25 protein-coding genes are annotated in these 23,159 nt (G+C 71.3%); 12 read left to right on the top strand and 13 right to left on the bottom strand.

The genetic code is table 11. From position 1 onward, the window contains the following. Window positions 1-28: 28 nt before the first annotated feature. The 5 genes from ENE75_RS11385 to ENE75_RS11365 all read left to right on the top strand — a co-directional run bounded on the left by ENE75_RS11385 (window position 29) and on the right by ENE75_RS11365 (window position 4,465). Complete coding sequence (locus tag ENE75_RS11385; protein ID WP_128198424.1) at window positions 29-949, top strand: MbnP family copper-binding protein; 921 nt, start codon at window positions 29-31, stop codon at window positions 947-949. Beyond that, on the top strand, window positions 949-2,172 hold the full coding sequence (locus ENE75_RS11380) for a methanobactin export MATE transporter MbnM (protein ID WP_128198423.1): 1,224 nt from the start codon (window positions 949-951) through the stop codon (window positions 2,170-2,172). Before ENE75_RS11385 ends, ENE75_RS11380 begins: the two co-directional genes overlap by 1 nt. Further along, entirely contained in the window at window positions 2,162-3,433 is a 1,272-nt protein-coding gene (locus ENE75_RS11375) for a hypothetical protein (RefSeq protein ID WP_128198422.1), read from the top strand. The genes ENE75_RS11380 and ENE75_RS11375 overlap by 11 nt, the downstream gene beginning before the upstream one ends. Then, window positions 3,430-3,876, top strand: coding sequence for a copper chaperone PCu(A)C (locus tag ENE75_RS11370; protein WP_128198421.1), 447 nt, complete (start codon window positions 3,430-3,432; stop codon window positions 3,874-3,876). The genes ENE75_RS11375 and ENE75_RS11370 overlap by 4 nt, the downstream gene beginning before the upstream one ends. Before the next feature lie 100 nt (window positions 3,877-3,976). After that, window positions 3,977-4,465, top strand: coding sequence for a copper chaperone PCu(A)C (locus ENE75_RS11365; RefSeq protein ID WP_128198420.1), 489 nt, complete (start codon window positions 3,977-3,979; stop codon window positions 4,463-4,465). Between the two features lie 57 nt (window positions 4,466-4,522). Here ENE75_RS11365 and ruvA read toward each other — a convergent pair whose 3' ends face one another. From ruvA to ENE75_RS11350, 3 genes are all read right to left on the bottom strand, one after another. Then, window positions 4,523-5,098: a Holliday junction branch migration protein RuvA gene (ruvA, locus tag ENE75_RS11360; RefSeq protein WP_128198419.1), complete on the bottom strand. Its 576-nt coding sequence runs from the start codon at window positions 5,096-5,098 to the stop codon at window positions 4,523-4,525. Between the two features lie 44 nt (window positions 5,099-5,142). Beyond that, a complete protein-coding gene (gene embR / locus ENE75_RS11355) occupies window positions 5,143-5,799 on the bottom strand; it encodes a response regulator transcription factor EmbR (protein ID WP_128198754.1) in 657 nt (218 codons plus the stop codon). A 62-nt stretch (window positions 5,800-5,861) separates the two neighbouring features. Continuing rightward, window positions 5,862-7,709, bottom strand: coding sequence for a sensor histidine kinase (locus tag ENE75_RS11350; RefSeq protein WP_233259029.1), 1,848 nt, complete (start codon window positions 7,707-7,709; stop codon window positions 5,862-5,864). A 116-nt stretch (window positions 7,710-7,825) separates the two neighbouring features. Here ENE75_RS11350 and ENE75_RS11345 point away from each other — a divergent pair, with 116 nt between their 5' ends. After that, on the top strand, window positions 7,826-8,878 hold the full coding sequence (locus tag ENE75_RS11345) for a PhoH family protein (protein WP_128198418.1): 1,053 nt from the start codon (window positions 7,826-7,828) through the stop codon (window positions 8,876-8,878). Further along, entirely contained in the window at window positions 8,865-9,305 is a 441-nt protein-coding gene (gene ybeY / locus ENE75_RS11340; RefSeq protein WP_128198417.1) for an rRNA maturation RNase YbeY, read from the top strand. The genes ENE75_RS11345 and ybeY overlap by 14 nt, the downstream gene beginning before the upstream one ends. A gap of 40 nt (window positions 9,306-9,345) precedes the next feature. Here ybeY and ENE75_RS11335 read toward each other — a convergent pair whose 3' ends face one another. The 5 genes from ENE75_RS11335 to ENE75_RS11315 form a co-directional block, all read right to left on the bottom strand. After that, entirely contained in the window at window positions 9,346-10,881 is a 1,536-nt protein-coding gene (locus ENE75_RS11335; RefSeq protein WP_128198416.1) for a glycoside hydrolase family 13 protein, read from the bottom strand. A gap of 14 nt (window positions 10,882-10,895) precedes the next feature. Next, window positions 10,896-11,786, bottom strand: a complete 891-nt coding sequence (malG, locus tag ENE75_RS11330) for a maltose ABC transporter permease MalG (RefSeq protein WP_128198415.1) — start codon at window positions 11,784-11,786, stop codon at window positions 10,896-10,898. A gap of 118 nt (window positions 11,787-11,904) precedes the next feature. After that, the gene (locus tag ENE75_RS11325) at window positions 11,905-13,401 is read right to left on the bottom strand and encodes an ABC transporter substrate-binding protein (RefSeq protein WP_128198414.1); all 1,497 of its coding nucleotides are present in this window, start codon (window positions 13,399-13,401) and stop codon (window positions 11,905-11,907) included. Between the two features lie 14 nt (window positions 13,402-13,415). Continuing rightward, window positions 13,416-14,234 carry an ATP-binding cassette domain-containing protein gene (locus ENE75_RS11320; RefSeq protein WP_128198413.1) on the bottom strand — a complete coding sequence of 273 codons (819 nt, stop codon included), beginning with the start codon at window positions 14,232-14,234 and terminating at the stop codon, window positions 13,416-13,418. Beyond that, on the bottom strand, window positions 14,231-15,199 hold the full coding sequence (locus ENE75_RS11315; protein ID WP_233259053.1) for an ABC transporter ATP-binding protein: 969 nt from the start codon (window positions 15,197-15,199) through the stop codon (window positions 14,231-14,233). The genes ENE75_RS11320 and ENE75_RS11315 overlap by 4 nt, the downstream gene beginning before the upstream one ends. A 78-nt stretch (window positions 15,200-15,277) precedes the next feature. On the opposite strand from ENE75_RS11315, the gene ENE75_RS11310 reads away from it, so the two are divergent. Continuing rightward, entirely contained in the window at window positions 15,278-16,018 is a 741-nt protein-coding gene (locus tag ENE75_RS11310) for a VC0807 family protein (RefSeq protein WP_233259028.1), read from the top strand. On the opposite strand, the gene ENE75_RS11305 is transcribed toward ENE75_RS11310, so the two are convergent. Then, the gene (locus tag ENE75_RS11305; protein WP_128198412.1) at window positions 15,981-17,129 is read right to left on the bottom strand and encodes a mechanosensitive ion channel family protein; all 1,149 of its coding nucleotides are present in this window, start codon (window positions 17,127-17,129) and stop codon (window positions 15,981-15,983) included. The genes ENE75_RS11310 and ENE75_RS11305 overlap by 38 nt on opposite strands. A 193-nt stretch (window positions 17,130-17,322) precedes the next feature. Here ENE75_RS11305 and ENE75_RS11300 point away from each other — a divergent pair, with 193 nt between their 5' ends. Further along, window positions 17,323-17,481 (top strand): hypothetical protein, encoded by a 159-nt coding sequence (locus ENE75_RS11300; RefSeq protein ID WP_158288920.1) that lies wholly within the window; start codon window positions 17,323-17,325, stop codon window positions 17,479-17,481. A gap of 37 nt (window positions 17,482-17,518) precedes the next feature. Here the strand turns inward: ENE75_RS11300 and ENE75_RS11295 are convergent, their stop codons facing one another. Then, a complete protein-coding gene (locus tag ENE75_RS11295) occupies window positions 17,519-18,364 on the bottom strand; it encodes an ABC transporter permease (RefSeq protein ID WP_128198410.1) in 846 nt (281 codons plus the stop codon). Continuing rightward, complete coding sequence (locus tag ENE75_RS11290; RefSeq protein ID WP_128198409.1) at window positions 18,361-19,323, bottom strand: ABC transporter permease; 963 nt, start codon at window positions 19,321-19,323, stop codon at window positions 18,361-18,363. The genes ENE75_RS11295 and ENE75_RS11290 overlap by 4 nt, the downstream gene beginning before the upstream one ends. A gap of 19 nt (window positions 19,324-19,342) precedes the next feature. Between ENE75_RS11290 and ENE75_RS11285 the strand changes: the two genes are divergently transcribed. Continuing rightward, entirely contained in the window at window positions 19,343-20,791 is a 1,449-nt protein-coding gene (locus ENE75_RS11285; RefSeq protein ID WP_128198408.1) for an aldehyde dehydrogenase family protein, read from the top strand. 14 nt (window positions 20,792-20,805) lie between these two features. Next, window positions 20,806-21,570, top strand: a complete 765-nt coding sequence (locus ENE75_RS11280) for a glucose 1-dehydrogenase (protein ID WP_128198407.1) — start codon at window positions 20,806-20,808, stop codon at window positions 21,568-21,570. A 27-nt stretch (window positions 21,571-21,597) separates the two neighbouring features. Here ENE75_RS11280 and ENE75_RS11275 read toward each other — a convergent pair whose 3' ends face one another. Both ENE75_RS11275 and ENE75_RS11270 read right to left on the bottom strand, forming a co-directional pair. Next, window positions 21,598-21,813 carry a hypothetical protein gene (locus ENE75_RS11275; protein ID WP_233259027.1) on the bottom strand — a complete coding sequence of 72 codons (216 nt, stop codon included), beginning with the start codon at window positions 21,811-21,813 and terminating at the stop codon, window positions 21,598-21,600. Window positions 21,814-21,857: 44 nt separating this feature from the next. Next, window positions 21,858-22,076: a hypothetical protein gene (locus ENE75_RS11270; protein ID WP_128198406.1), complete on the bottom strand. Its 219-nt coding sequence runs from the start codon at window positions 22,074-22,076 to the stop codon at window positions 21,858-21,860. Between the two features lie 127 nt (window positions 22,077-22,203). Between ENE75_RS11270 and ENE75_RS11265 the strand changes: the two genes are divergently transcribed. Next, a complete protein-coding gene (locus tag ENE75_RS11265; protein ID WP_259371707.1) occupies window positions 22,204-23,133 on the top strand; it encodes a LysR family transcriptional regulator in 930 nt (309 codons plus the stop codon). Window positions 23,134-23,159 lie beyond the last annotated feature (26 nt).

Genomic DNA, 23,159 nt, shown 5'->3' with positions numbered 1-23,159 from the left:
ACGACCAACCCACCCGAGGAGATGTTCGATGACCCGCACCCGATCCCTGCCCATCGCGGCACTGACCACCCTGGCCGCCGCCGCCCTGCTCGCCGCCTGTGGCGGTGGCGGTGACGACGGCCCGGTGGCCGTCGCACTCGAGTTCGGCGCGGTGTCCGGCACCACGCCGGTCACCTGCAACCAGCGGCTCACCGCACTGGGCACGACCAGCGTCGACGCCCAGGTCAAGGACCTGCGCTTCTACGTGTCCAACGTGGCCATGATCCGCAGCGACGGCGCGCGCGTGGCACTCGAACTCGGCGCCAACGACGACTGGAACCACACCGCCACCGACGGCAACCGGCTGACGCTGGTCGACCTCGAGGACGCCACCGGCAGCTGCGCCGCCGGCACGGCTGCCACCAATGCCTTCGTGCGCGGCAGCGTGCCGGCCGGCCGCTACGTGGGCGTCGAGTTCAGCGTCGGCGTGCCCAGCGCGCTGAACCACAGCGACTACGCCACTGCGATCAAGCCGCTGGACATCCAGGCCATGGCCTGGAGCTGGCAGTCGGGCCGCAAGTTCGCCAAGGTGGAGGTCACCGACCCCGACGGCGCCACCGGCAGCTGGACGGCCAAGACCTTCAACTTCCACCTCGGCTCCACGGGCTGCACCGGCAACCCGGCCACCGGCGAGATCGTGACCTGCACGGCGGCCAACCGCATGGCCGTGAGCTTCCCGAGCTTCGACCCGGCCACGCAGAAGATCGTGCTCGACATCCAGGCCCTGACGGCGGGCAACGACATCACCGTCAACCAGGCCGGCGCGCCGGGCTGCATGTCCGGTGGCACCGATCCGGAGTGCGCGGCCGTGTTCCAGACCATCGGCATCGACTGGGCCGCCGACGGCACCGGCAGTGGCGAGCCGGTCTCGAGCACCGCGCAGACGCTGCTGAAGCTGGTGGCCAAGTGATGCGCATGGTGGCCTGTCTGGTGCTGGCCACCGGCGTGTTCGCCGGCACGGCGCTGCTGGCCACCGGTTGCGGCGGGGGCGGCACGACGCTGGTCGAGCCGACCCCGGCAGCCGGCGGCACCGAGGGCGACTGGCGGTGGTCGCTGCCCGCGTACTACCCGGCACCCAAGGTGCCGGCCGACAACCCGATGACGACGGCCAAGGTCGAGCTCGGCCGGTTCCTGTTCCACGACAAGCGCCTGTCGGGCAACGGCAGCCAGGCTTGCGCCGGCTGCCACCTGCAGGCCCTGGCCTTCTCCGACGGGCGTGCGCAGGCGCGCGGCAGCACCGGCGCCGTGCACCCGCGCAGCGCGCAGCACCTGTCGAACGTGGTGTTCAACGCGACGCTGACCTGGGCCAACCCCTCGCTGGTGACGCTGGAGCAGCAGATGCTCACACCGCTGTTCGGCGACGACCCGGTGGAGATGGGCGTCAACGACGCCAACCGCGACGCCGTGCTGCAGCGCCTGCGCGACGACGCCGACTACCCGGCGCGTTTTGCCGCCGCCTTCCCGGGCGTGGCCGAGCCCATCGGCTGGCCCCAGGTCATCCAGGCCATCGCCAGCTTCCAGCGCGCCCTGGTCTCCGCCGACAGCCGCTATGACCGCTGGCTGCAGGGCCGCGGCACGCTCAGCACCAGCGAGACCCGTGGCATGAACCTCTTCTTCGGCGAGAAGGCCGAGTGCTTCCACTGCCACGGCAGCTTCAACTTCAACGACCAGATCGTGCACGCGAGCAGCCGCATCGTGGAGACACCGTTCCACAACACCGGGCTCTACAACCTGGGCGGCAGCGGCGCCTTCCCGGAGCCCAACCGCGGCGTGTTCGAACTCAGCGCCAAGGCCGCGGACATGGGCGCCTTCCGCGCACCGAGCCTGCGCAACGTGGAGGTCACGGCGCCCTACATGCACGACGGCAGCGTGGCCACGCTGGAGGACGTGCTGCGCCACTACGCCGCAGGCGGGCGGGTGATCGCCAGCGGGCCGTACGCCGGCGATGGCCGCGCCAACCCGTACAAGAGTGACCTGGTGACTCGCATCGACCTCGACGACCAGGAACAGGCCGACATCGTGGCCTTCCTGAAGACGCTCACGGACAGCGGCTTCCTGAGCGATGCACGCTTCTCCGATCCCTTCGCCACCCGCACCACCGCCACCGCCAAGGGAGACGGCCATGCGCGTTGACCACCGTCTGCTGGTCGTGCTGGCGCTGTGCATGGCGGGCACGGCCGCCAGAGCCCACGGCGAGGACCGCCTGCCCGGTGGCCCCGGGTGGCGTGTGGAGGCCGCGGCCGCGCTGGTGGCCAGCGACGCCGACGGCCGCTGGCCGGCCGACGACCCGCGCGGCGTGTTCGTCACCGGCACCCGCGTGCCCGACCGCGAGGGCGACCTGCGCCTGGAACACGGCCTGCTCGCGCTGGGCTGGCGCTTCGGGCCCGCCCTGCTGGAGGGCCTGCTGCCGGCCGGCGTCGACAACGACGGCCTGTCACTGCGCCTGGTGGCCGGCTGGCACGACCGCGACGATGCGCACGTCGAAGCCGCCGGCCTGGTGCTGCCACTGGCCCTGGACGACAGCCACCTGACACTGGTGCTGGGCCGTGAGGCCGTGCCCATGGGCGCGGTGATCGACCGCGCCGGCCACCTGGACCTCTACGGCCAGCCCACGCTCGCCCAGCACGCCACCGTGGACGACGCCTGGATCGACGACGGCCTGCGTCTGCGCTGGGACAGCGACGCGCGGCGCGGTCTGCGCACGTTGCAGTTCGGCTTCTGGCGCGCGCGCGCCTTCCCCGGTGGGCCGGCCGGCCCGGCGGCACCCAGCGTGCAGGCCCAGGCCGGCTGGGACGATTGGGCGCTGGACCTGTTTGCCGCCCGCCTTGAACCCGAGGCGCGCGGCGCAGCGGCGCGCAGCCTGGGCGCCACCGGCCATGTGCACGGCAGCCTGGACTGCCGCCGCAGCCTGCAACAGCGGGTGTGCTTCGACGGCCGCAGCAGCCTGGCCGCCGCCAGCCTGGCCTGGCAGCCCGCAGGCCGGCCCTGGCAGGCTGCTGCGGCTTGGATGTGGCGGCGCGAAGCGGGCGCGCTCTACAGCCGTGAGGCCGAGGTGGCCTGGGACGGCCGAACCCAGGGCGGCTGGCTGGACCTGCGCTGGACGCCCCGCCCCGGCTGGACGCTCGGATGGCGAGGCGAGCGCCTGGTGCCGCGCCACACGCTCACCGGTGCCGGCGTCGCGACGATCGCCGACGACGCTGGCCTGGCCGATGCCGCACCCACCACCCGTCACACACTGGCGCTTGGCTGGACGCTGCGGCCGGGCTGGCAGCTGACGCTGGAAACCGGACGCCAGCGCACCGCCGCAGCGGGCGCTAGCGCTGCGATGACCACGGACCACGTCGCGCTGCGGCTGGTGGTCGACGGCATGGCGTGGGAAGGCGACAGGCCATGACGCGACGCCCTGTCCTGCTCGCCGCCGGCGCGCTGGCCGGGATGGTCCTGGTGCCTGGCGTCTGCACGGCCCATGGTGTGCACGCCGGCGACGTGGTGATCGACCATCCCTATGCGCCACCGTCGGCGTCGGCATCACCCGCGGGCCCGCTGCGCAGCCCCGTGTACCTGCGCGCCATCCGGAACGGCGGCCGCGTGACCGAACGCCTCGTGGGGGCCCACACCGACCGCGCCGCGCAGGTGCAGTTGCCGCAGGGGCCGATCGTGATGCCGCCTGGCGCTGCACTGCGCATGCGCCACGACGGCCCTGCGCCGCTCGAACTTCTGGATCCCACGCCGCCGTTGCGCGACGGCGACCGGTTCACGCTGACGCTGCGCTTCGAGCGCGCGGGCGCCGTCGATGTCGACGTCTGGGTCCAGTCGCCCCGGGTCCGCGAACCATGAGCCAGCGCAAGACCGCACGGCGGCCACCGTGGCCGCAGCCGCCGACAATCCGCACACGCGGCCCGTCCACTGTCCCCCGATCCTCACAGGAGCATTCACGATGAAGACCCGTTCGACCACCCTGTTCGCCGCTGTCTCGGCCGCGCTGATCTTCGTGGGTTCGGCCCACGCCCAGGTCACCGTCTCCGACCCCTGGGTGCGTGGCACCGTTGCCCAGCAGAAGGCCAGCGGCATGTTTGCGAAGATCACCTCGACCGCCGGCGGCAAGCTGGTTGCTGCGTCCTCGCCGGTGGCCGGCGTCGTGGAGATCCACGAGATGGCCATGGAAGGCACGGTCATGCGCATGCGTGAGCTCGCCGGCGGCCTGCCGTTGCCCGCAGGCCAGGCCGTGGAACTCAAGCCCGGCGGCTACCACGTGATGCTGATGGACCTGAAGCAGCAGCTCAAGGCCGGCGAGACGGTGCCGGTGACGCTGGTGGTCGAAGGGGCCGACGGCAAGCGGCAGACCGTCGAGGTGCAGGCGCCGGTGCGCCCCCTGGGCGCGGCCGGCGGCATGCAGGGCGGTCACATGGGGGGGCACAAGCATTGAGCACGGGCGCGAGCCGCCCGCGGCTTTTGGCCGAGTCAGGCGCGCGGGCCGCGTTGTTCAGCGGCTCAGCGCCTTCAGCGCCAGCTTGATGCCCTCGGCCACGCCCACGTCGGCCGGCAGCGCCTTCAGCGCGGCCTTGGCGTCCCGTTCGTTGTAGCCCAGCGCCAGCAGCGCCTGCACGATGTCGGCCTGGCTGTCGCTGACGGCTTCGGCCGAAGCGATGCCCAGGTCTGGCCCCAGCTTGCCCTTGAGCTCCAGCAGCAGCCGCTCGGCAGTCTTCTTGCCGATGCCCGGCACCTTGACCAGGCGGCCGACGTCCTGCGCCGTGACCGCCTGTGCCAGCTCCACCGTCGACAGCCCGGAGAGCACGGCGAGCGCCGTGCGCGGCCCCACGCCGCTGACCTTGACCAGTTCGCGGAAGCTGGCGCGCTCGCCTTCGGTGAGGAAGCCGTAGAGCAACTGCGCGTCCTCGCGCACCACGAAGTGCGTCAGCAGCGTCACCGGCGCGCCCAGCGCAGGCAGGTGGTAGAAGCTGCTCATCGGCACGTCGAGCTCGTAGCCCACGCCGTGCACGTCGACGAGGATCTGCGGCGGCGACTTGGCCGCGAGGGTTCCGACGAGGCGTCCGATCATGGACGCGGATTATGTTGTCGCGGCCGACCTGGCGCGCGCGGTGATCAGCGACCGAACAGCCCCAGCCGCTGCGCTTCCAGCGCCGCCTCGGCGCGCGAACTCACGTTGAGCTTGCGGTAGATCTGCTTCACATAGTCGGCAATCGTGTGCCGGCTCAGCCCCAGCTGCACGCCGATCTCCGGCAGCGTGTAGCCCTTGGCCACGCGCAGCAGCACCTCGCTCTCGCGTTCCGTGAGCGACACGTTGGGCAGCAGGTTGTTCCGCGGCTGCGACGGCTTGGCCTTCTCGGTGAAGTAGGCCATCACGCGGCGCGCGATGCTCGGGCTCAGCGGCGGTTCGCCCTGGCTGATGCGCTGCAGCTGCTCGGTGATCAGCTCGCGCGCTTGTTCCTTGAGGATGTAGCCGAAGGCGCCGGCCTGCAGCGCGGGAAAGAGGTGTTCGTCGTCGTCGTGGATTGTGACCACCACCGACTGTGCCTCGGGCTGCAGGTCGCGCAGCTTGGTGACCACGTCCACGCCGGAGCCGTCGGGCAGGCCCAGGTCCACCAGCGCGAGGTCGAACTTCACGGCCGAGACGAGCTCGATGGCGTCGTGCACGCGTGCGGCTTCGGACACCTGCGCACCGGGAAACACCTGCTGCACGAGACTGCGCATCCAGGTGCGGATCTCGGGCAGGTCTTCGAGCAGCAGGATGTTGGTCATGGCGCCGACGGCGAATCGCGCGATTTCAGCGCGGAAAGTCATGCTAGCAGTGCGTGCCCACCTCAGGGGGTGGTCTGCGTGGCGCGATCCAGCGGCAGCGTGAGGCGTATCACGGTTCCATAGCCGGGGCCCGACTCCACCAGGCACTGGCCCTGCATCTGCTTGGCCCGCTGCTTCATGCTCGTCATGCCGTGGCCGCGGTCCAGGCGGCCGTCCAGTTCCATCGGGATGCCGTCGCCGTTGTCCTGGATCACCAGCTGCAGGTCGCCGTCAGCGATGCCGCAGGTGAAGCTGCAGCGCGTGGCACCGCTGTGCTTGATGATGTTGCTGGTGGATTCGCGCAGGATGCGCGTGGTCTGCACGTAGGCGCGTGCCGACAGCGTCTGCGGCAGGTCGTCGGGCGACTCCCACTCCGCCTCGATGCCCGACTGCGACAGGCGCGACATCAGCTCGGCGCGCCAGTCGCCCAGCGCGTTGGCCAGCGGCACCGGCTTGCCGGTGAGGCCACGCACCGACAGCCGCATCTCCTCCAGCGCCTCGCGCGCCAGCGTGGAGATGCGCGGGTCCTCGCTGGTGTGCACGATGGTCAGGAGCTTGGCGCCCAGGTCGTCGTGCAGGTCGGCGGCGATGCGCTTGCGCTCCTTCTCGGTGACCTGCTCCACGCGCAGTTCGGTGAGCTGGCGGAAGTTGCGCTCGATCTCGGCCGTGGCGTCGCGGATGCGTGCCTCGAGGTTCACGCGCGTAGCCTCCGACGCCTGCAGCGCGCGCCCGTGCTGGCGCACCAGGCGCAATGCCACCAGCAGCAGCGCCAGCGGCGCGACCAGGGCCGTGACATGCAGCCACGCCGGCGGCAGCGGCGCATAGCGGCCTGCCAGTTGCACCACCAGCGCTGCGCCGACGCTGGCCAGCGCGAAGGCCGCGAGGCCCGGCCAGCGGCCCTGCATGCGCCGGCGCAGGTGCAGGTGGAAGGCCGCTGCGGCGGCGATCTCCAGCGCGAACAGCGTCAGCCACAGCGCCGACAGCATGTGCAGGCGCGCCGGACCGGCGGCCACCAGCGTCACCGGCATCAGCACGCTCTGCAGGGCCAGTGCCCGGCTGACGCTGCGGCTGCGCCAGCGCGCCTCGCGCAGCAGGAACTGCACCGCCGCCAGCGTCACCAGGGCCAACATCACGCCGTGCAGGAACTCCAGCACGGCCACGCCCGCCCCCAGCGCCTGCCACCAGCGTGGCACCTCCACCAGCGCCCAGCCGACGCACAGCGCGCCGAAGTAGGCCAGGTGGCTCTGCTCGCGGTGCCGCCAGCCGAGCAGGAAGACGAAGCCGCCGGTGAGCAGCAGCGACACCGCGAAGGCATGCGGCAACTGCACCTGCAGCGCGGTGGCGCGCGCGGCCAGTGGCGCCAGTTCGGCCTGCGGCCCCACGCGCAGTGCCGACAGACCGCCGGCCTGGGCGCGGGACGCCACGTGTGGCAGAGGCGAGCCTTCGACACGCAGGTCCAGCACCAGCGGCTCGGTCTGCCCGGCCAGCGGCAGGGGCAGCAGCAGCGGGCCCGGGCAGGCGCTGGCGGTGCCGGTGCGCCAGAACTGGCGGCCGTCGACGAAGACCTGCAGCCGCGTGCAGGCCCGCTCCACATACAGCGCCAGCGGCTGGTCGCCGTCCGCGGGCGGCAGCGTCAGGCGATACCAGCGCACCTGCATGTCGGGCCCTTGCTGCCAGAGGTCGGGCAGTTGCTGCACCGGCCCGGGCACGGCGGGCGGCGACGTGGCCGGCGAGACGGTGATGGCCGCCTCGTCCAGCACCTGCACCGCCGCCGCGGCCGGCCCGGCGCAGGCCAGCCACGCGACGAGCACCGCCAGGCCCAGCTGAAGCAGCGGCAGAAACCAGCGGGACGGGCGCGTCGGCAGCATCATCGCGCGGGCATCGTAAACGCGATGTCTGCCGCCGGCTGAGCGATGCGGGTGGACAATGCGCAGCCTGACACACCCAGGCCGCCCGTTCCGCACCGCCGGCCTTCACGAGCACCGCCTTGATCCTGCGCCACCGCTTCGAACCCGCCGACAACCGCCGTCTGGCCCGCCTGTGCGGCCCGCTGGACGCTCACCTGCGCCAGATCGAGCAAGCCCTGGACGTGCGCATCGAACGCCGCGAGGCTGCCTTCGCGATCCACGGGTCGCGCGTGGCCGTGCACGTGGCGCGCAACCTGCTCATCACGCTGCACGACAGCACCGCGCGCACGCTGGACGAGCGCACGGTGCGTCTGGCCCTGGTGGAAGCGGGCGCCACCGATGCGGCGACGGCCCCCAAGCCCGGCGCCAGAGGCGTGGCCAAGGCGGCAGCCAAGGTGGAGGCCAAGGTGGAGGCGGCCACCGACGACACGCCCATCCACCTGCACACCCGCCACAGTGATCTGGCCGGCCGTACGCCCAACCAGGTGGCCTACCTGCGGCACATCCTGGCCCGCGACATCTGTTTCGGCATCGGCCCGGCCGGCACCGGCAAGACCTTCCTCGCCGTGGCCTGCGCGGTGGATGCGCTGGAGCGCGGCACCGTGCAGCGCATCGTGCTCACGCGCCCGGCGGTGGAGGCCGGCGAGAAGCTGGGGTTCCTGCCCGGCGACCTGGCGCAGAAGGTGGACCCCTACCTGCGCCCGCTGTACGACGCGCTGTACGACCTGATGGGCTTTGAGCGCGTCGGCCGCGCCTTCGAGAAGGGCCAGCTCGAGATTGCGCCGCTGGCCTTCATGCGCGGGCGCACGCTGAACCACGCCTTCGTGATCCTGGACGAGGCGCAGAACAGCACGCGCGAGCAGATGAAGATGTTCCTCACGCGCATCGGCTTCGGCAGCAAGTGCGTCATCACCGGCGACGTGAGCCAGATCGACCTGCCCAAGGGCCAGTCCAGCGGCCTGGTCGATGCCGAGCAGGTGCTGCAGAACGTGGAGGGCGTGGGCTTCACGCGCTTCGGCGCTGACGACGTGGTGCGCCACCCGCTGGTGGCGCGCATCGTGCGCGCCTACGACAAGGCGGCCGAACGCGAGCGCCGGCGCAGCACGGCCCGGGGCGACGATGGCCAGGCCTGAGGTGACCCTGTCGCTGCAGTTCGCCGACAAGCGCCACCGTGCGCTGCTGCCGCGGCACTTCGTGGCGCGCTGCCTGCGCGCGGCGCTGGCCGCACCGGCGCAGCTGTCGGTGCGCATCGTCGACGCCGACGAGGGCCGGGCGCTGAACCGCGATTTCCGCGGCAAGGACTACGCTACCAACGTGCTCACCTTCGACTACGAGCACGCGCCCGTGGTGGTGGCCGACCTGGTGCTGTGCGCCCCGGTGCTGGAGGCCGAGGCCCAAGCGGCCGGCCGGCCGCTGAAGGACCACTACGCCCACCTGCTGGTGCACGGCGCCCTGCATGCCCAGGGCTGGGATCACCAGCGTGCCGCTGAAGCCCGCCGCATGGAAGCGCAGGAGACCGCGCTGCTGGCCGCGCTGGGCGTGCCCGACCCTTACGCCTGATGTACCGGCGGGGCCGGCGCTGTCGGCGCCGTGGCCGGCCTCACTGCACCCGCTTGTAGTTCGTGTAGCCGCCCTGCGGCGCCGTGTCCACGCCGAGCACGGCCACGCCCTTGGGCGGCAGACGCAGGTGCAGCAGCGCCGCGCGCAAAGACGGCGGTGCGCCGTCCAGCGTGCCCAGCAGGTCCACCAGCGGCGTAGCGTCCATCAGCTTGGAATCCGTGACCACCAGCGCCTCGTCGACCACGTCGCCGGTGGGGTTCACCACCACCAGCACGCTGTCGCCGGCACGGTCGGTGTGGCGCTCGAAGGCGAACAGCCGCTGGCCGATCAGCGGCCGCCAGTCGCCGATGCGCAGCGCGCGGTGTGAACGCCGCAGCGCGCCCAGGCGCCGGATCAGGTCCAGCGTCGGTTGCCCGGCGGCCACGCGGTCCCAGGGCATCGGGGCGCGCATCTCGGGGTCGTCGCCCCCCTCGAGGTCCACCTCGCTGCCGTAGTACAGGTTCGGGCTGCCCGGCAGCGTGAACTGCAGCACCGTGGCCAGGCGTCGTGCAGCGGGGTCGGGCAGCGCGGTGGCCAGGCGGATGGTGTCGTGGTTGTCCAGGTAGATCCAGCTGCGCAGCAGGTTCTCGATGCCGCAGTCGGCCAGCATCCGCTCGAGGATGCATCCGAAGGTCGTGGCATCCAGCTGCCCGCCGGCCAGCCGGATTAGCAGCTGGCGCAGCCCGAAGTGCATCACGCCGTCCACCGATGGGTACCACTGCGCCGGCCAGTTGGGGATCTCGCCGACCACCAGCGAGCCCGGCTTCTGGGCATGCGCACTGCGCGTGAGTTCGTCGAGGTAGACAAAACCGATGTCGAAGGCCACGTCCAGCCGCCAGCCGTCGGCGCCGTCACGCAGCCAGCCGCGCACCACGGAGTCGGCGTCGCCCCAGAGGTCGGCGCGCACCGCGGGGTTCTCCAGGTTCAGCTCGGGCAGGTTCTCCGCCCGCCACCAGGCGCGGGCGCCACCGGGCAGCGCGGGGTCGAAGCAGAACCAGTCACGGTATGGGCTGGCCGGGTCGGCTTCGGCGGCGCGAAACGCCGGGCTGTTGCGGCCCATGTGGTTGAACACGCCGTCGAGCACCAGCTTCATGCCCTGCGCATGCAGCGTGTCGGCCAGCGCGATCACGTCGGCGCGTGTGCCGTATTCCGGCGAGACGCCGCGGTAGTCCAGCGCGTCGTACTTGTGGTTGGTGTAGGCGTCGCAAATGGGGTTGAGGTAGAGCACGTCGGCGTGCAGCGAGCGCACGTGGTCCAGCCGCGTGGCCAGGCTCTGCAGGTCGCCGCCCCAGAAGTCGATCTCGTGGCCCCAGAGCTTGTGTGCCGCCAGGTACTCGCCCTGGCGTGGCAGTTCGTCCCAGCCGCGCAGGCGCTTGGGGGCGGGATACAGGTGGCGCTTGGCCGCCAGGTCCGCCGGTGGTGCGAAGCGGTCCACCAGCACCTGGTAGACGACGGCGCCCATGCGCCAGTCGGCTTCGCGGGTCTCGTAGGTGCCGGCCACGGCGTGGTCGGCGGCGTTGGCATACACGGTGGTCATGGCGTCGGTCTGCGTCAACCCTTGACGCCGCCGGCCGCCAGGCCCGCGATCATCCAGCGCTGCGCGAGCAGGAAGACCACGGTGATCGGCAGGCCCGACAGCAGCGCGGCGGCGGCGAAGTCGCCCCAGCGGAAGTTGTGTTCGTGCACGAAGAGCTTGGCGCCCACCGCCAGCGTGAGCTGGTCCTGCTGCGTGAGCAGCACGCTGGCCACCGGGTACTCGATGATGGCGCCGATGAAGGCGAGCAGGAACACCACCATCAGGATGGGCAGCGCCATCGGCAGCAGCACGCGCCAGAAGGCCTGCCAGGCCGTAGCGCCGGCCACGCGCGCCGCTTCCTCGATTTCGGCCGGCAGCGTGTCGTAGTAGCCCTTGATGGTCCACACGTGCATGGCGATGCCGCCGCTGTAGGCCAGCACCAGGGCCGCGTGCGTGTTCAGGCCGATGGCCGGGAAGGCGCTGCCCAGGCGGTCGAAGATGGCGTAGATGGCCACCAGCGCCAGCACGGCCGGGAACATCTGCATCAGCATCAGGCCCTGCAGCAGCTGCTTGCGCCCTCGGAATCGCAGGCGTGCCAGCGCATAGGCCGCGGTGGTGGACAGCGCCAGCGCCACGATGGCCGACCCGAAGGCCACCTTCACGCTGTTCCACAGCCATAGCAGCACCGGCAGGTCGGGCGCGATCAGGGCGCCGTCCGGCCCCGGCACCGGCAGGCCGAGCACGTAGCGCCAGTGCTCCAGGCTGATGCTGTCGGGGATCAGCGAGCCGCTGGCGAAGTTGCCCGGGCGCAGCGAGACCGAGAGCACGACCAGGAACGGAAAGACCACCGCGGCGCACAGCAGCAGCAGGAAGGCATGCGCGGCCAGCAGGCGCCAGCGCTGGGATCGGGTCTGGACCATGGGCATGGTGGTGTGCCGGTGTCAGTCTCGCGCCGGGTTCACCCGGCGGTCTGGGATGGCGACGAAAGCCGGCAGAGGCCCGACGGGGCCTGGTTCCCCGCCGGGCGCTGCATAAGGCCGAGCCTCAGCGCTCCCAGCGCACGGCCGCGATGTCGTTGGCGAAGATCGGGCTGCTGGCCCACAGGCCCTTCAGGCCCTTCTTCGCCACCGCCACCTGGGCCGGGTTGAACAGCCAGGCGTTGACGGCGTCGGTGGCCAGCTGGCGCTGCATCTGCTGCCAGATCTTCAGCCGTTCGGCCGCGTTGGTGGTGCCGGCGTGCTGCGCCACCAGCTTGTCGAAGGCCGGGCTGTCGTAGCCCCAGTAGTACGCCTTGTTGGTGTACTGCATGTAGTCCAGCGGCTCGACGTGGTTGATGATGGTCATGTCGAAGTTGCCCTTGAACGGGCCCGACAGCCACTGCGCCCACTCCACGTTCTCGATCTTCGCGTTGATGCCCACCTTGGCCAGCATCGCGGCCACCACCTCGCCGCCCTTGCGGGCGTAGGGGGGCGGCGGCAGGGTCAGCGTCACGTTCAGCGGCATGGTCACGCCGGCTTCCTTCAGCAGTGCCTTGGCCTTCTCGGGATCGTAGGGGTACTGCCCGGTCAGGTCCACGTAGCCGGCGTCGGTGGGCGCGAAGTGGCTGCCGATGGGCTGGCCCAGGCCTTCGAGCACGCCATCGACGAAGGCCTTGCGGTCGATGGCGTGGGTGATGGCGCGGCGCACGCGCACGTCGTCGAAGGGCTTGCGCTTGTTGTTGATCGTCAGCTGCCCCTTGCCCGCGGTGCTGCCGGTCTCGACCGTGAAGCGCTTGTCCTGCTGGAACTGCTTGAGGCTCTGCAGCGCGGCGAAACGCGGCATGCCGTCGATGTCGCCGGCCAGCAGCGCCGCCACCTGGGCGGCGGGGTCGTTGATGATGCGGAAGGTCACGCGCTGCACGGCGGGCTTGGTGCGCACATCGCTGCGCGCCGTCAGCGTGATCGCCGAGCCCTTCTTCCAGTCGGCCAGCACGTAGGGGCCGGTGCCCACGGGCTTCGTGCCCGCCTGGTCGGCGGTCTTCGGGTGCAGGATCACGGCGGTGTTCTCGCCCAGGCGGAACGGCAGCGAGGGGTCGGCCTGGTTGAGCACCAGGATCACCGTGTGCGCGTCGGGCGTGGCGATGGTGGAGATGTTGGAGAACACTCCCTTCTTCGCCTTGTTCTTGCTGTCCGGGGCCTGCGCGCGCTCGAAGCTGAACTTCACGGCGGCGGCGTCGAAAGGGCTGCCGTCGGAGAAGGTCACCCCCTTGCGCAGCCTGAAGGTGTAGGTCTTGCCGTCCGGCGTCTCTTCCCACGATTCGGCCAGCAGCGGCGTGACGCGGCCGTCGACGTTGATCTTGGTCAGGCCTTCGAGGATGTTGTAGTGCACCACCTCGCCGATGGCGGCTGCGGCGGCGCTGGTGGGGTCCAGCGACGGCGGCTCGAGCACCATGCCCAGCACCAGGTTGCGCTTGCCGGACTGGGCGGCGGCGGGGCCGGTGAAGGCTGCGGCGGCAGCGGCGACGGCGATCAGCGCCAGGGTGGCGCGGCGGGGGAACAGCATCGGGATGCTCCTCGTCAAGGTCCAGGGGTACCGGCGTGCGATTCTGCACGCCCCGACAACGCAGCGAGAAGCCTGCGGGTGTACTGGTGGCCCGGTGCATGCAGCAGCGCGTCGGCGGGGCCCTGCTCGACGCAGCGGCCGTGCTGCAGCACCAGCACGTCGTCGCAGACCAGGTCCACCACGGCCAGGTCGTGACTGATGAACAGGTAGGTCAGGCCGTAGTGCTCCTGCAGGTCCTGCATCAGGTTGAGCACCTGGGCCTGCACCGAGACGTCGAGCGCGCTCACCGGCTCGTCGGCCACGATGAGCCGCGGCCGCGTGATCAGCGCACGCGCGATGGCGATGCGCTGGCGCTGGCCGCCGCTGAACTCGTGCGGGTACTTCGCCGCGTCACCGGCGCGCAGGCCCACGGCTTCCAGGGCCTCGGCGCAGCGGGCGCTGCGTTCGGTGACGTCGGCCACGCCCACCAGCGCCAGCGGCTCGGCCACGGTCTGGCCCACCGTGCGGCGCGGGTCCAGGGCGCCGAAGGGGTCCTGGAAGACCATCTGGAACCCTGCGCGCGCGCCCCGCAGCGCAGATGCATCCAGGGTGTTCAGGTCCTGGCCATCGAACAGCACCCGGCCGTGGCTGGGGCGTTCCAGCGCCATGACCAGGCGTGCCAGCGTGCTCTTGCCGGAGCCGGACTCGCCGACGATGCCCAGGCTGCGACCGGCCTGCAGCGTGAAGCTCACGTCCTCCAGCGCGACCAGTTCGGGTGCCGGCGCCAGCAGCGACTGGCGCGGCAGGCGGTAGCGCTGGCCGAGGTGCTCGACCTGGAGCAGCGGTGTCGTCATGCGGGCTCTGTGGCAGGCAGCCGGATGCAGGCGGCACCATGTTGCGCGCCGACGGCCACGTCGGCCGGCAGGTCAGCGCGGCAGTCGTCCCCCGCCTGCGCGCAGCGTTCGGCAAAGGCGCAGCCTGGCGGCATCGCGTGCAGTTCCGGCACCCGGCCGGGGATGGTGGGCAGCCGCGTGCCGCGCGCCAGGCCCAGCCGAGGCCGCGCGGCCAGCAGGCCGCGGGTGTAGGGGTGGGCCGGGTGGCGGAAGACCTGGCCCGACGGGCCGTTTTCGACGATGCGCCCGGCGTACATCACCATCAGCCGCTGAACGCGCTCGGCCACCATGGCCAGATCGTGGCTGACCAGCAGCAGCGCCATGCCGTCGTCGCGTACCAGCTCGCCCAGCAGGTCCAGCACCTCGCGCTGCACGCTGGCGTCCAGCGCCGTGGTCGGTTCGTCGGCGATCAGCAGCGCCGGCCGGCAGGCCAGCGCGATGGCGATGACCACGCGCTGGCGCTGGCCACCGCTGAGCTGGTGCGGGTAGGCGTCCAGCCGCTGCGCGGCCTGCGTGAGCTGCACGCGTTCGAGCAGGCGCAGGGCCTCGGCGCGCGCGGCAGCGGTGGAGAGCCCGCGGTGCAGACGCAACGGCTCGGCGATCTGCCGCCCCACGGTGTGCAGCGGGTTCAGCGCCGTCATCGGCTCCTGGAACACCATGCCGATGCGTGCACCGCGCAGCGCGCACCAGCGGCGTTCCGGCGCGCCGGCGAGTTCCTCGCCATCGGAGCGGATCGAGCCCTGGACGGTGGCCGACTCCGGCTGCAGACCCATCAGCGCCAGCGCCGTCATCGACTTGCCGCAACCGGACTCGCCGATCAGCCCCAGGGTCTGACCCGCGCCCAGCGTGAACGACACGCCGCGCAGCGCTTCCACCGGCCCGCCGGGCGACGGCAGCGACACGCGCAGATCCTGCACGGTCAGCAGTTCGGTCACGGTCGAGGCCACCTTGTCATGGCCCTGCACGATAGCGCGTCAGCCGGACGCGCTAGGCTTGCGCCCCTGATGGAACCGAGCCCCACCACCCCTCGATCGCCCGACGAGCCCCCGACGGCTGCACCACGGCGCCCGCCGAACGGCAACCCGCTTTTCGAGATCCTGATCACCGTGCTGCTCCCGGCGCTGGTGCTGATGATGCTCAGCAAGCCCGAACGCCTGGGGCCTACCTGGGCGCTGGTGCTGGCGCTGGCCTTCCCGGTGTTCTGGGGCGCCAAGGAGGCGCTGACCAAGCGCAAGACCAGCTGGATGGCCGTGCTGGGCATCGTCAGCACCCTGCTCACCGGTGGCATCGGCCTGCTGAAGGTCGACCCGTTCTGGCTGGCGGTGAAGGAAGCCGCGGTGCCGGCACTGATCGGCCTGATCGTGCTGGGCTCGAACTGGACGCGCTGGCCGCTGATCCGCATCCTGGTCTTCAACCCGACGCTGTTCGACGTCGATAAGGTGGAGGCGGCGCTGAAGGCCCGCGGCACCACCGTGCCCTTCGAGCTGAAGCTGCGCACCGGCACCCTGCTGCTGGCCAGCGTGTTCTTCTTCTCGGCGGTGATGAATTACGTGCTGGCGCGCTGGATCGTCAACAGCCCCGCCGGCAGCGAGGCCTTCAACGAGGAACTGGGCAAGCTCACGCTGGTGAGCTACCCGGCCATCGCCGTGCCGTCGATGCTGATGATGATGGGGCTGATGTGGTGGCTGGCCACCGGCGCGAAGAAGCTCACCGGGCTGGACCTGGGGGAGATGCTGCACGGCTGACGCTGCCGTCGGCAGCGCCATCGCCGGTGGCCTCGGCCGCGTCCTGGCGCAGGTGCAGCGTCTGCGTCGGGAAGGCGATCTCGGCGCCGTGGCGCTCGATGATCTCCCCGATCTTCAGCAGCACGTCCTGCTTCACGTGGTGGTACTCCACCCAGACGATGGTCTTCGTGAAGGTGTAGACCATGATGTCCAGCGACGAGGCGCCGAACAGGTTGAAGTTGACGATCAGCGTCTGCGTGGTGTCGATGCCCTCGTGCGTCTCCAGCATCGTGCGGATGTCGTCGACGATGGGCTTGACCACGGCGAAGTCGTCGTAGCGCACGCCGATGGTCTCCTTGATGCGCCGGTGGCTCATGCGCGAGGGGTTCTCCACCACGATGCTGGTGAACACCGCGTTGGGCACGTAGATCGGGTTCTTGTTGAAGGCGCGGATGCGCGTGTGGCGCCAGCTGATGTACTCCACCGTGCCTTCGATGCTTTTGTCGAGGCTGCGGATCCAGTCGCCCACGCTGAACGGGCGGTCCAGGTAGATCGTCAGGCCGCCGAAGAAGTTGGCCAGCAGATCCTTGCCCGCCAGGCCCACCGCCAGGCCGCCGACGCCGCCCAGGGCCAGCAGGCCGCCGATCTGGAATCCCAGCGTCTGCACCGCCACCAGCAGCGCCACCACGATGGTCACCAGGCGCGCGAGCTTGACCAGCGCGTCCACCGTGGTGTGGTCCACCTCCTCGCCACGCGCCAGCCGCCGCGCCTCCACGTTGGCGCCCACCCGGCCGGCAAAGCGCACCAGGAAGCTCGCCACGCAGGCGATCAGCCCCACGTCGCGCAGCGCCAGCACCTCCTCGATGAAGGCCACGTCCACCTGGCGCTGCAGCACACGGGCCATGAAGCCGGCGCCGATGATCCACATCCCCGCCAGGACCGGGCGGCTGGCCGACTGCACCAGCGCGTCGTCCCACACGGTGCTGGTCTTCTCCGTGACCCGGGCCGCCTGGCGCAGCAGCACCTGGGCCACCTGGTTGGCCACCACGGTGATCAGGGCGATGGCCACCAGCGAGGCGACCCAGAGTTCGATGCCGATGTGCTGGCTGAGGAGTTCGCTTAGTCGATTCATGGACGGGGACTGTAGCAACCGGGTCGGGGGGGGCGGCACCGACCGTTGATGCGAGCCGGGCTCTGACCTATGCTGCGTGCAAGTGCCGCCAATGCAGCGGTGGACATGCAGGGAGAGATGCATGGCGAGGTCTGGACACCGGCGCCCCCGGCGGCGCCTGCAGCCACCGCCTTTGGCGGCGCCCGAAGGGCTCTTGCTGCGTGCGTTGCGCGATTTCGCCCACGGCGACCCCTGTGGCCTCGTGGCGCATGCGCTGGCCGTGGGCGAGGCGTGGTCGCCCGAGCAGTGGAATGCAGCGGTCGACCTGGTGGACGCGCTGCGCCGTGAAGGCCTGGTATCCCCGCTGTCCTAGACGGGGCGGCACCGCCGGCGTGGCCTCAGGTGCGCGTTCAGCGGGCCCTGGCCAGCCGTGGGTCCAGCAGGTCGCGCAGCCCGTCGCCCAGCAGGTTCAGCCCCAGCACGCTGAGCACGATGGCCAAGCCGGGCCACACCGCCAGCATCGGCGCCTGGAACAGCTGCGTCTGCGCCTCGCTGAGCATGCGGCCCCAGCTGGGCTGCGGCGGTTGCGTGCCCAGGCCCAGGTAGCTCAGCGCCGCCTCGGCCAGGATGGCGGTGGCGAACGAGATCGTGGCCTGCACGATCAGCACGCTGGCGATGTTGGGCAGCACGTGGTCCAAGGTGATGCGCGCCGTGCCCTTGCCTGCCGCACGCGACGCCAGCACGTATTCGCGGGTCCACACGGCATTGGCCGCACCACGCGTCAGGCGCGCGAACACCGGCACGTTGAACAGCCCGATGGCCACGATGCTCATCAGCAGCCCGGGCCCGTAGATGGCCGTGAGCATGATGGCCGTCAGCAGTGCCGGGAAGGCGAAGGCGAAGTCGGCAAAGCGCATCACCAGCTCTTCGACCCAGCCGCGGCGCGCACTGGCCCACAGCCCGAGCGCGACGCCGAAGCCCAGGCCGATGCTCACCGCCACCACCCCCACGACGATGCTGTTCTGGCTGCCCACCAGGATCTGAGAGGCGATGTCGCGGCCCAGGCTGTCGGTGCCCAGCCAGTGCGCGGCCGACGGCGGCGCCAGCTTGTTCGGGATGTCGATCTCAGCCGGCGGGTACGGCGCCCACACCAGCGACAGCAGCGCCGCGGCCACCAGCAGCCCGGTCAGCAACGCACCGATGGCAAAGCTGCGGTGGCGCAGCGCGCGCCGCCGGAAGTCCGCGACGGCCGTCATGCCGCGGCCCGCCGCAGCCGCGGGTCCACCACCACGTAGAGCAGGTCCACCAGCAGGTTGATGACGATGACGGTGGCGGCCAGGAACATGACCACGTCACGCACGACGACGAGGTCGCGGTTAGCGATGGCCTGGAACACCAGCCGGCCCAGGCCCGGCAGCACGAACACGTTCTCTACCACGATGGCCCCGGTGATCAGGTTGCCGAACTGCAGGCCGGCCACCGTGAGCACCGGGATCATCGCGTTGCGCAGCACGTGGCGGCGCAGCGCCTGGCCGCGGCTCAGGCCCTTGGCGCGCGCGGTGCGCACGTAGTCCTCGCGCATGGTGTCCAGCACCGCCGAGCGCGTCACGCGGGCCAGGATCGCGGCCTGCACCATGGCCAGGGCCACCGCCGGCAGCAGCAGGGCCAGCAGGCCGTCCAGCAACCCGCCGCCGTCGTCCTCGGTCCAGCCAGGGAAGCCGCCGGCGCCCACCCACTGCAGCTGCACCGCGAACAGCAGGATCAGCAGGATGGCGAACCAGAAGTTCGGGATCGCGATGCCCAGCTGCGTGGCCGCCATCACGCCCACGTCGCCGGCCCGGTTGTGGCGGGACGCGGCATAGACGCCGGCGGCCAGCGCGATGACCACCGTCAGCGCCATCGCCATCAGCGCCAGCGGCAGCGAGACCTGCAGCCGCTCGGCGATCAGCCCCGCGGTGGGCTCGGCGTAGGACAGGCTCTCGGCCGTTCGGCCCTGCAGCAGGCCGCCCACCCAGTCGGCATAACGGGTCAGCGGCGGGCGGTCCAGGCCCAGCTGCGCCTCCAGCGCGGCCAGCGATTCCGGCGTCGCGCTCTCGCCCAGGATCACCTGCGCCGCGTTGCCCGGCAGCAGTTCCAGCACCGCGAAGACGAGCACCGAGGCCACCGCGAGCGTGAGGCCAAAGCTGAGCAGGCGGCGCAGGAGGAACCAGGTCATCGGCGGCCTATGATGCCTGATGACTTCCCGCCTCGACCTGCCCTTCGACCCCACCTCGTGCTTCATCGGCGGCCGCTGGCAGCCGGCCCGCGACACGCTGGCGCTGAGCAATCCGTCCACCGGTGAGTTGCTGGCGCACATCGCGCGCGGGGGCGTCCAGGAAGTGGATGCCGCGGTGGCGGCGGCGCAGGCCGCGATGGACGGCGACTGGGGCCGCCTGACCGCCACCGAGCGAGGGCGGCTGCTGATGAAGATGAGCGCGCTGGTGCTCGCGCAGGTGGAGATGCTGGCGGAGCTCGAGGCGCGCGACGTCGGCAAGCCGCTGAAACAGGGCCGAGCCGATGCCGTGGCCCTGGCGCGCTATCTGGAGTTCTACGGTGGCGCGGCCGACAAGGTGCATGGCGAGACGATTCCGTTTGCGAACGGCTACACCGCGCTGACGCTGCGCGAGCCGCACGGCGTCACCGCGCACATCGTGCCCTGGAACTATCCGATGCAGATCATCGGCCGCAGCGTGGGTGCGGCGCTGGCCATGGGCAATGCCTGTGTGCTCAAGCCGGCCGAGGAGGCCTGCCTGACGGCCATCGCGTTCACGCGCATCGCCGAGCAGGCCGGCCTGCCGCCCGGGGCACTGAACCTGGTGCCGGGCCTGGGTGAGGAGGCCGGCGCCGCGCTGGCGGCGCACCGGGGCGTGCAGCACATCTCGTTCACCGGCTCGGTGGCGGTGGGTTCACTGATCCAGGCCGCCGCGGCGAAGAACGCGGTGCCGGTGACGCTGGAACTGGGCGGCAAGAGCCCGCAACTGGTGTTCGACGACGCGGACCTCGACGCCGCACTGCCCTTCCTGGTCAATGCCGGCATCCAGAACGCCGGCCAGACCTGCTCGGCGGCCAGCCGCATCCTGGTGCAGCGCGGCGTCTACGACGAGGTGGCCCGGCGCATGGCCGAGCGCTACCGCGCGTTGCGTGTCGGCCCGGCGCTGGACGACCCGGACGTGGGCCCGGTGATCAGCGCCCGCCAGCGCGACATGGTCAACGGCTATCTGGCCCTGGCGGCGGAGCGTGGCGTGCAGGTGCTCGCCCAGCCGGTGCTGCCGGACGGTCCCGGGTACTGGGTGGCGCCGACGCTCATCGGCGGCGTGGACGGGGCGCACCGCCTGGCCCAGGAGGAGATCTTCGGCCCGGTGCAGGTGCTGATCCCGTTCGCCGACGAGGCCGAGGCCATCGCCATTGCCAACGGCACCGACTACGGCCTGGTGGCCGGGGTCTGGACGCGTGACGGCGCGCGCGCGCTGCGCTGCGCGCGGCGGCTGAAGTGCGGCCAGGTGTTCGTCAACAACTACGGCGCCGGTGGCGGCATCGAACTGCCCTTCGGTGGCGTCAAGCGCAGCGGCCACGGCCGCGAGAAGGGCTTCGAGGCGCTGTACGGCTTCTCGGTGCTCAAGACCGTGGCCATCAAGCACGACTGAGGCAGGAGACAGGCATGCGACTGAAGGACAAGGTGGCCATCGTGACCGGCGGGGCCAGCGGTTTCGGCGCCGGCATCGTGCGGCGCTTCGTGGCCGAAGGGGCGCGGGTGGTGATCGCCGACCTGAACCTGCCCGGCGCGCAGGATCTGGCGGCCGAACTGGGTGCCAGCACTCACGCGATGAAGGTCGACGTCACCGACGCCGGCGACCTGCGGGCGATGATGGACGCCGCCGAGCAGCAGTTCGGCCGGCTCGACATCCTGGTCAACAACGCCGGCGTCACGCACCTGCCGCAGCCGCTGGAGGACGTGGGCGAAGCCGACTTCGACCGCGTGTGTGCGGTCAACATGAAGGCCATCTACCGCGCGATGGTGGCGGTGGTGCCGCGCTTCAAGGCCAATGCGCCGGGCGCGCACGGCATCCGCGGCGTGGTGCTCAACGTGGCCAGCACCGCCGGCGTCAGCCCGCGGCCGCGGCTGTCCTGGTACAACGCCAGCAAGGGCTGGGTGATCACGGCCACGCGCGCCAATGCGGTGGAACTCGCGCCCTTCGGTATCCGCGTCAACGCGCTGAATCCGGTGGCTGGCGAGACGCCGCTGCTGAAATCCTTCATGGGCGAGGACACGCCGGAGATGCGGGCGAAGTTCCTGTCCACCATCCCCATCGGCCGCTTCTCGCAGCCCGAGGACCTGGGCCATGCGGCCGTTTACCTGTGCAGCGACGAGGCCAGCATGGTCACCGGCGTGTGCATGGAGATCGACGGCGGGCGCTGCATCTGAGCGCAGCGCGCCGCCGCCGGGCGGCGCTCAGCGGCCGCTGACCTCGTGGCGGTCGGCGGCGGCGTACAGGTCGGCGGCGAAGCCGGGGTCGGTGGCCTGCAGGCGGCGGGCCATCTCGCGGACCTCGGCCGCTTCCTGGGCGCGCGACAGCGCCTTGGGCGCGGCGCCGAGCAGGGCGGAGAAGGCCTGGCGCAGGCTGCCGAACAGCGAGGCGGCGGGGGCGTTGAAGGTGGTCGTGGTCATGGTGCGTGATCTCGGGCGTGGGGTTCTGCCGCTGGCGGCCGGATTCAGGCGCGCTCGGCCTGGTCGGCCGCGGCCAGCAGGTGGCGGGTCATCTCGGGGTCGCTGAACACGTGGTGGGCCGCGATGCGGCGCAACTCGGCGGCGGCGCGGCGCTGGCCGTGACGCTCGATGGCGGCCCACAGGCGCTGCCAGACGGTCGGCGTCACCGGCGCTGTCGGGGCCATGGTGCCGAAACGAACCTGGTATTGAAGGGTGGTGCTCATGGCGGTTCCTTGTTCCAGAGGGCCTAGGGTTAACCCTCAATGTCCGACAGAGTAGTGCAAACCCTCATTGGTTCCAATGAATGTTTGACATGTCAGGTATAAACAGAACTGAAATCCTGGCCGACCCGTGAAGAACTTCCGCACCCTGGACCTGAACCTGTTGCGCGTGTTCGACGCCGTGATGACCGAAGGCAGCGTGACCCGCGCCGCCGAGGTGCTGGCGATGACGCAGCCGGCGGCCAGCCACGCCCTCAAGCGCCTGAACGCCTGGCTGGGCGAACCACTGTTCCAGCGCAGCGCCGTCGGCATGACCCCCGGGGCGCGGGCCACGGCGCTATGGCCCCAGGTGCGCGCGGCGCTGCAGGACCTGGAGCGCGTGCTGGCGCCGGGGGACTTCGACCCCGGGCGCGACGCGGCCGAGTTCCGGCTGGCGATGTCCGACGCCTCCGCCGGCGTGCTGGTGCCGGCGCTGGTGGCGGCGGTGGAGCGCGAGGCCGCGCGCGCCGACCTGCGCGTGGCCCCGCTGACCACCCGCGATCCCCGAACGCTGCTGCATGCCGAGGAGGCCGACCTGGCGATCGGCTACTTCCCGGCGCTGTTCAGTGCCATGCTGGCGGAAGGTGAGCGGTCACTCCTGCGACACGTTCGACTGCACCAGACGCCCTACGTCTGCGTGATGCGGCCGCAGCATCCACTGGCGGAGCAGGAACTGACGCTGGAGCGGTACGTGCAGGCGCACCACGTGCTGGTCAGCGTCTCCGGCCGCGCCTATGCCGAGGTGGACGAGGCCCTGGCCCGTCTGGGCCGCCGGCGCCGGGTGGTGCTGACGGTGAACCAGTACCACCTGGCCGGGCGGGTGGTGGCCCAGTCCGACCTGCTGACGGTGCTGCCGCACAGCTACGTCACCGGTTCCGTGCCCGGGCCGGTGGTGGTGCGGCCGCTGCCGGTGGAGATCGGCCCGCTGACCGTGGACATGGTGTGGCTGGCCCGGCGCGACAACGACCCGGCTCACCGCTGGCTGCGCGAGCGGGTGCTCGGCGCCGGCGTCTTCAGCTGACCGCCGCCGGGCGACCGGCCGGATCC

The organism is Rubrivivax albus, from assembly GCF_004016515.1.
GTDB lineage: Bacteria > Pseudomonadota > Gammaproteobacteria > Burkholderiales > Burkholderiaceae_C > Rubrivivax > Rubrivivax albus.
The sequence above is the reverse complement of the archived record's forward strand: the minus strand, read 5'-3'. Positions and strand labels throughout refer to the sequence as shown.

What these genes read in the sequence shown, in the direction of transcription:
- ENE75_RS11385 (WP_128198424.1), top strand. Translation starts at nt 29, where the DNA reads ATGACCCGCACCCGATCCCTGCCCATCGCGGCACTGACCACCCTGGCC.
- ENE75_RS11380 (WP_128198423.1), top strand. Translation starts at nt 949, where the DNA reads ATGCGCATGGTGGCCTGTCTGGTGCTGGCCACCGGCGTGTTCGCCGGC.
- ENE75_RS11375 (WP_128198422.1), top strand. Translation starts at nt 2,162, where the DNA reads ATGCGCGTTGACCACCGTCTGCTGGTCGTGCTGGCGCTGTGCATGGCG.
- ENE75_RS11370 (WP_128198421.1), top strand. Translation starts at nt 3,430, where the DNA reads ATGACGCGACGCCCTGTCCTGCTCGCCGCCGGCGCGCTGGCCGGGATG.
- ENE75_RS11365 (WP_128198420.1), top strand. Translation starts at nt 3,977, where the DNA reads ATGAAGACCCGTTCGACCACCCTGTTCGCCGCTGTCTCGGCCGCGCTG.
- ruvA (WP_128198419.1), bottom strand. Translation starts at nt 5,098, where the DNA reads ATGATCGGACGCCTCGTCGGAACCCTCGCGGCCAAGTCGCCGCCGCAG.
- embR (WP_128198754.1), bottom strand. Translation starts at nt 5,799, where the DNA reads ATGACCAACATCCTGCTGCTCGAAGACCTGCCCGAGATCCGCACCTGG.
- ENE75_RS11350 (WP_233259029.1), bottom strand. Translation starts at nt 7,709, where the DNA reads ATGATGCTGCCGACGCGCCCGTCCCGCTGGTTTCTGCCGCTGCTTCAG.
- ybeY (WP_128198417.1), top strand. Translation starts at nt 8,865, where the DNA reads ATGGCCAGGCCTGAGGTGACCCTGTCGCTGCAGTTCGCCGACAAGCGC.
- ENE75_RS11335 (WP_128198416.1), bottom strand. Translation starts at nt 10,881, where the DNA reads ATGACCACCGTGTATGCCAACGCCGCCGACCACGCCGTGGCCGGCACC.
- malG (WP_128198415.1), bottom strand. Translation starts at nt 11,786, where the DNA reads ATGCCCATGGTCCAGACCCGATCCCAGCGCTGGCGCCTGCTGGCCGCG.
- ENE75_RS11325 (WP_128198414.1), bottom strand. Translation starts at nt 13,401, where the DNA reads ATGCTGTTCCCCCGCCGCGCCACCCTGGCGCTGATCGCCGTCGCCGCT.
- ENE75_RS11320 (WP_128198413.1), bottom strand. Translation starts at nt 14,234, where the DNA reads ATGACGACACCGCTGCTCCAGGTCGAGCACCTCGGCCAGCGCTACCGC.
- ENE75_RS11310 (WP_233259028.1), top strand. Translation starts at nt 15,278, where the DNA reads ATGGAACCGAGCCCCACCACCCCTCGATCGCCCGACGAGCCCCCGACG.
- ENE75_RS11305 (WP_128198412.1), bottom strand. Translation starts at nt 17,129, where the DNA reads ATGAATCGACTAAGCGAACTCCTCAGCCAGCACATCGGCATCGAACTC.
- ENE75_RS11295 (WP_128198410.1), bottom strand. Translation starts at nt 18,364, where the DNA reads ATGACGGCCGTCGCGGACTTCCGGCGGCGCGCGCTGCGCCACCGCAGC.
- ENE75_RS11290 (WP_128198409.1), bottom strand. Translation starts at nt 19,323, where the DNA reads ATGACCTGGTTCCTCCTGCGCCGCCTGCTCAGCTTTGGCCTCACGCTC.
- ENE75_RS11285 (WP_128198408.1), top strand. Translation starts at nt 19,343, where the DNA reads ATGACTTCCCGCCTCGACCTGCCCTTCGACCCCACCTCGTGCTTCATC.
- ENE75_RS11280 (WP_128198407.1), top strand. Translation starts at nt 20,806, where the DNA reads ATGCGACTGAAGGACAAGGTGGCCATCGTGACCGGCGGGGCCAGCGGT.
- ENE75_RS11275 (WP_233259027.1), bottom strand. Translation starts at nt 21,813, where the DNA reads ATGACCACGACCACCTTCAACGCCCCCGCCGCCTCGCTGTTCGGCAGC.
- ENE75_RS11270 (WP_128198406.1), bottom strand. Translation starts at nt 22,076, where the DNA reads ATGAGCACCACCCTTCAATACCAGGTTCGTTTCGGCACCATGGCCCCG.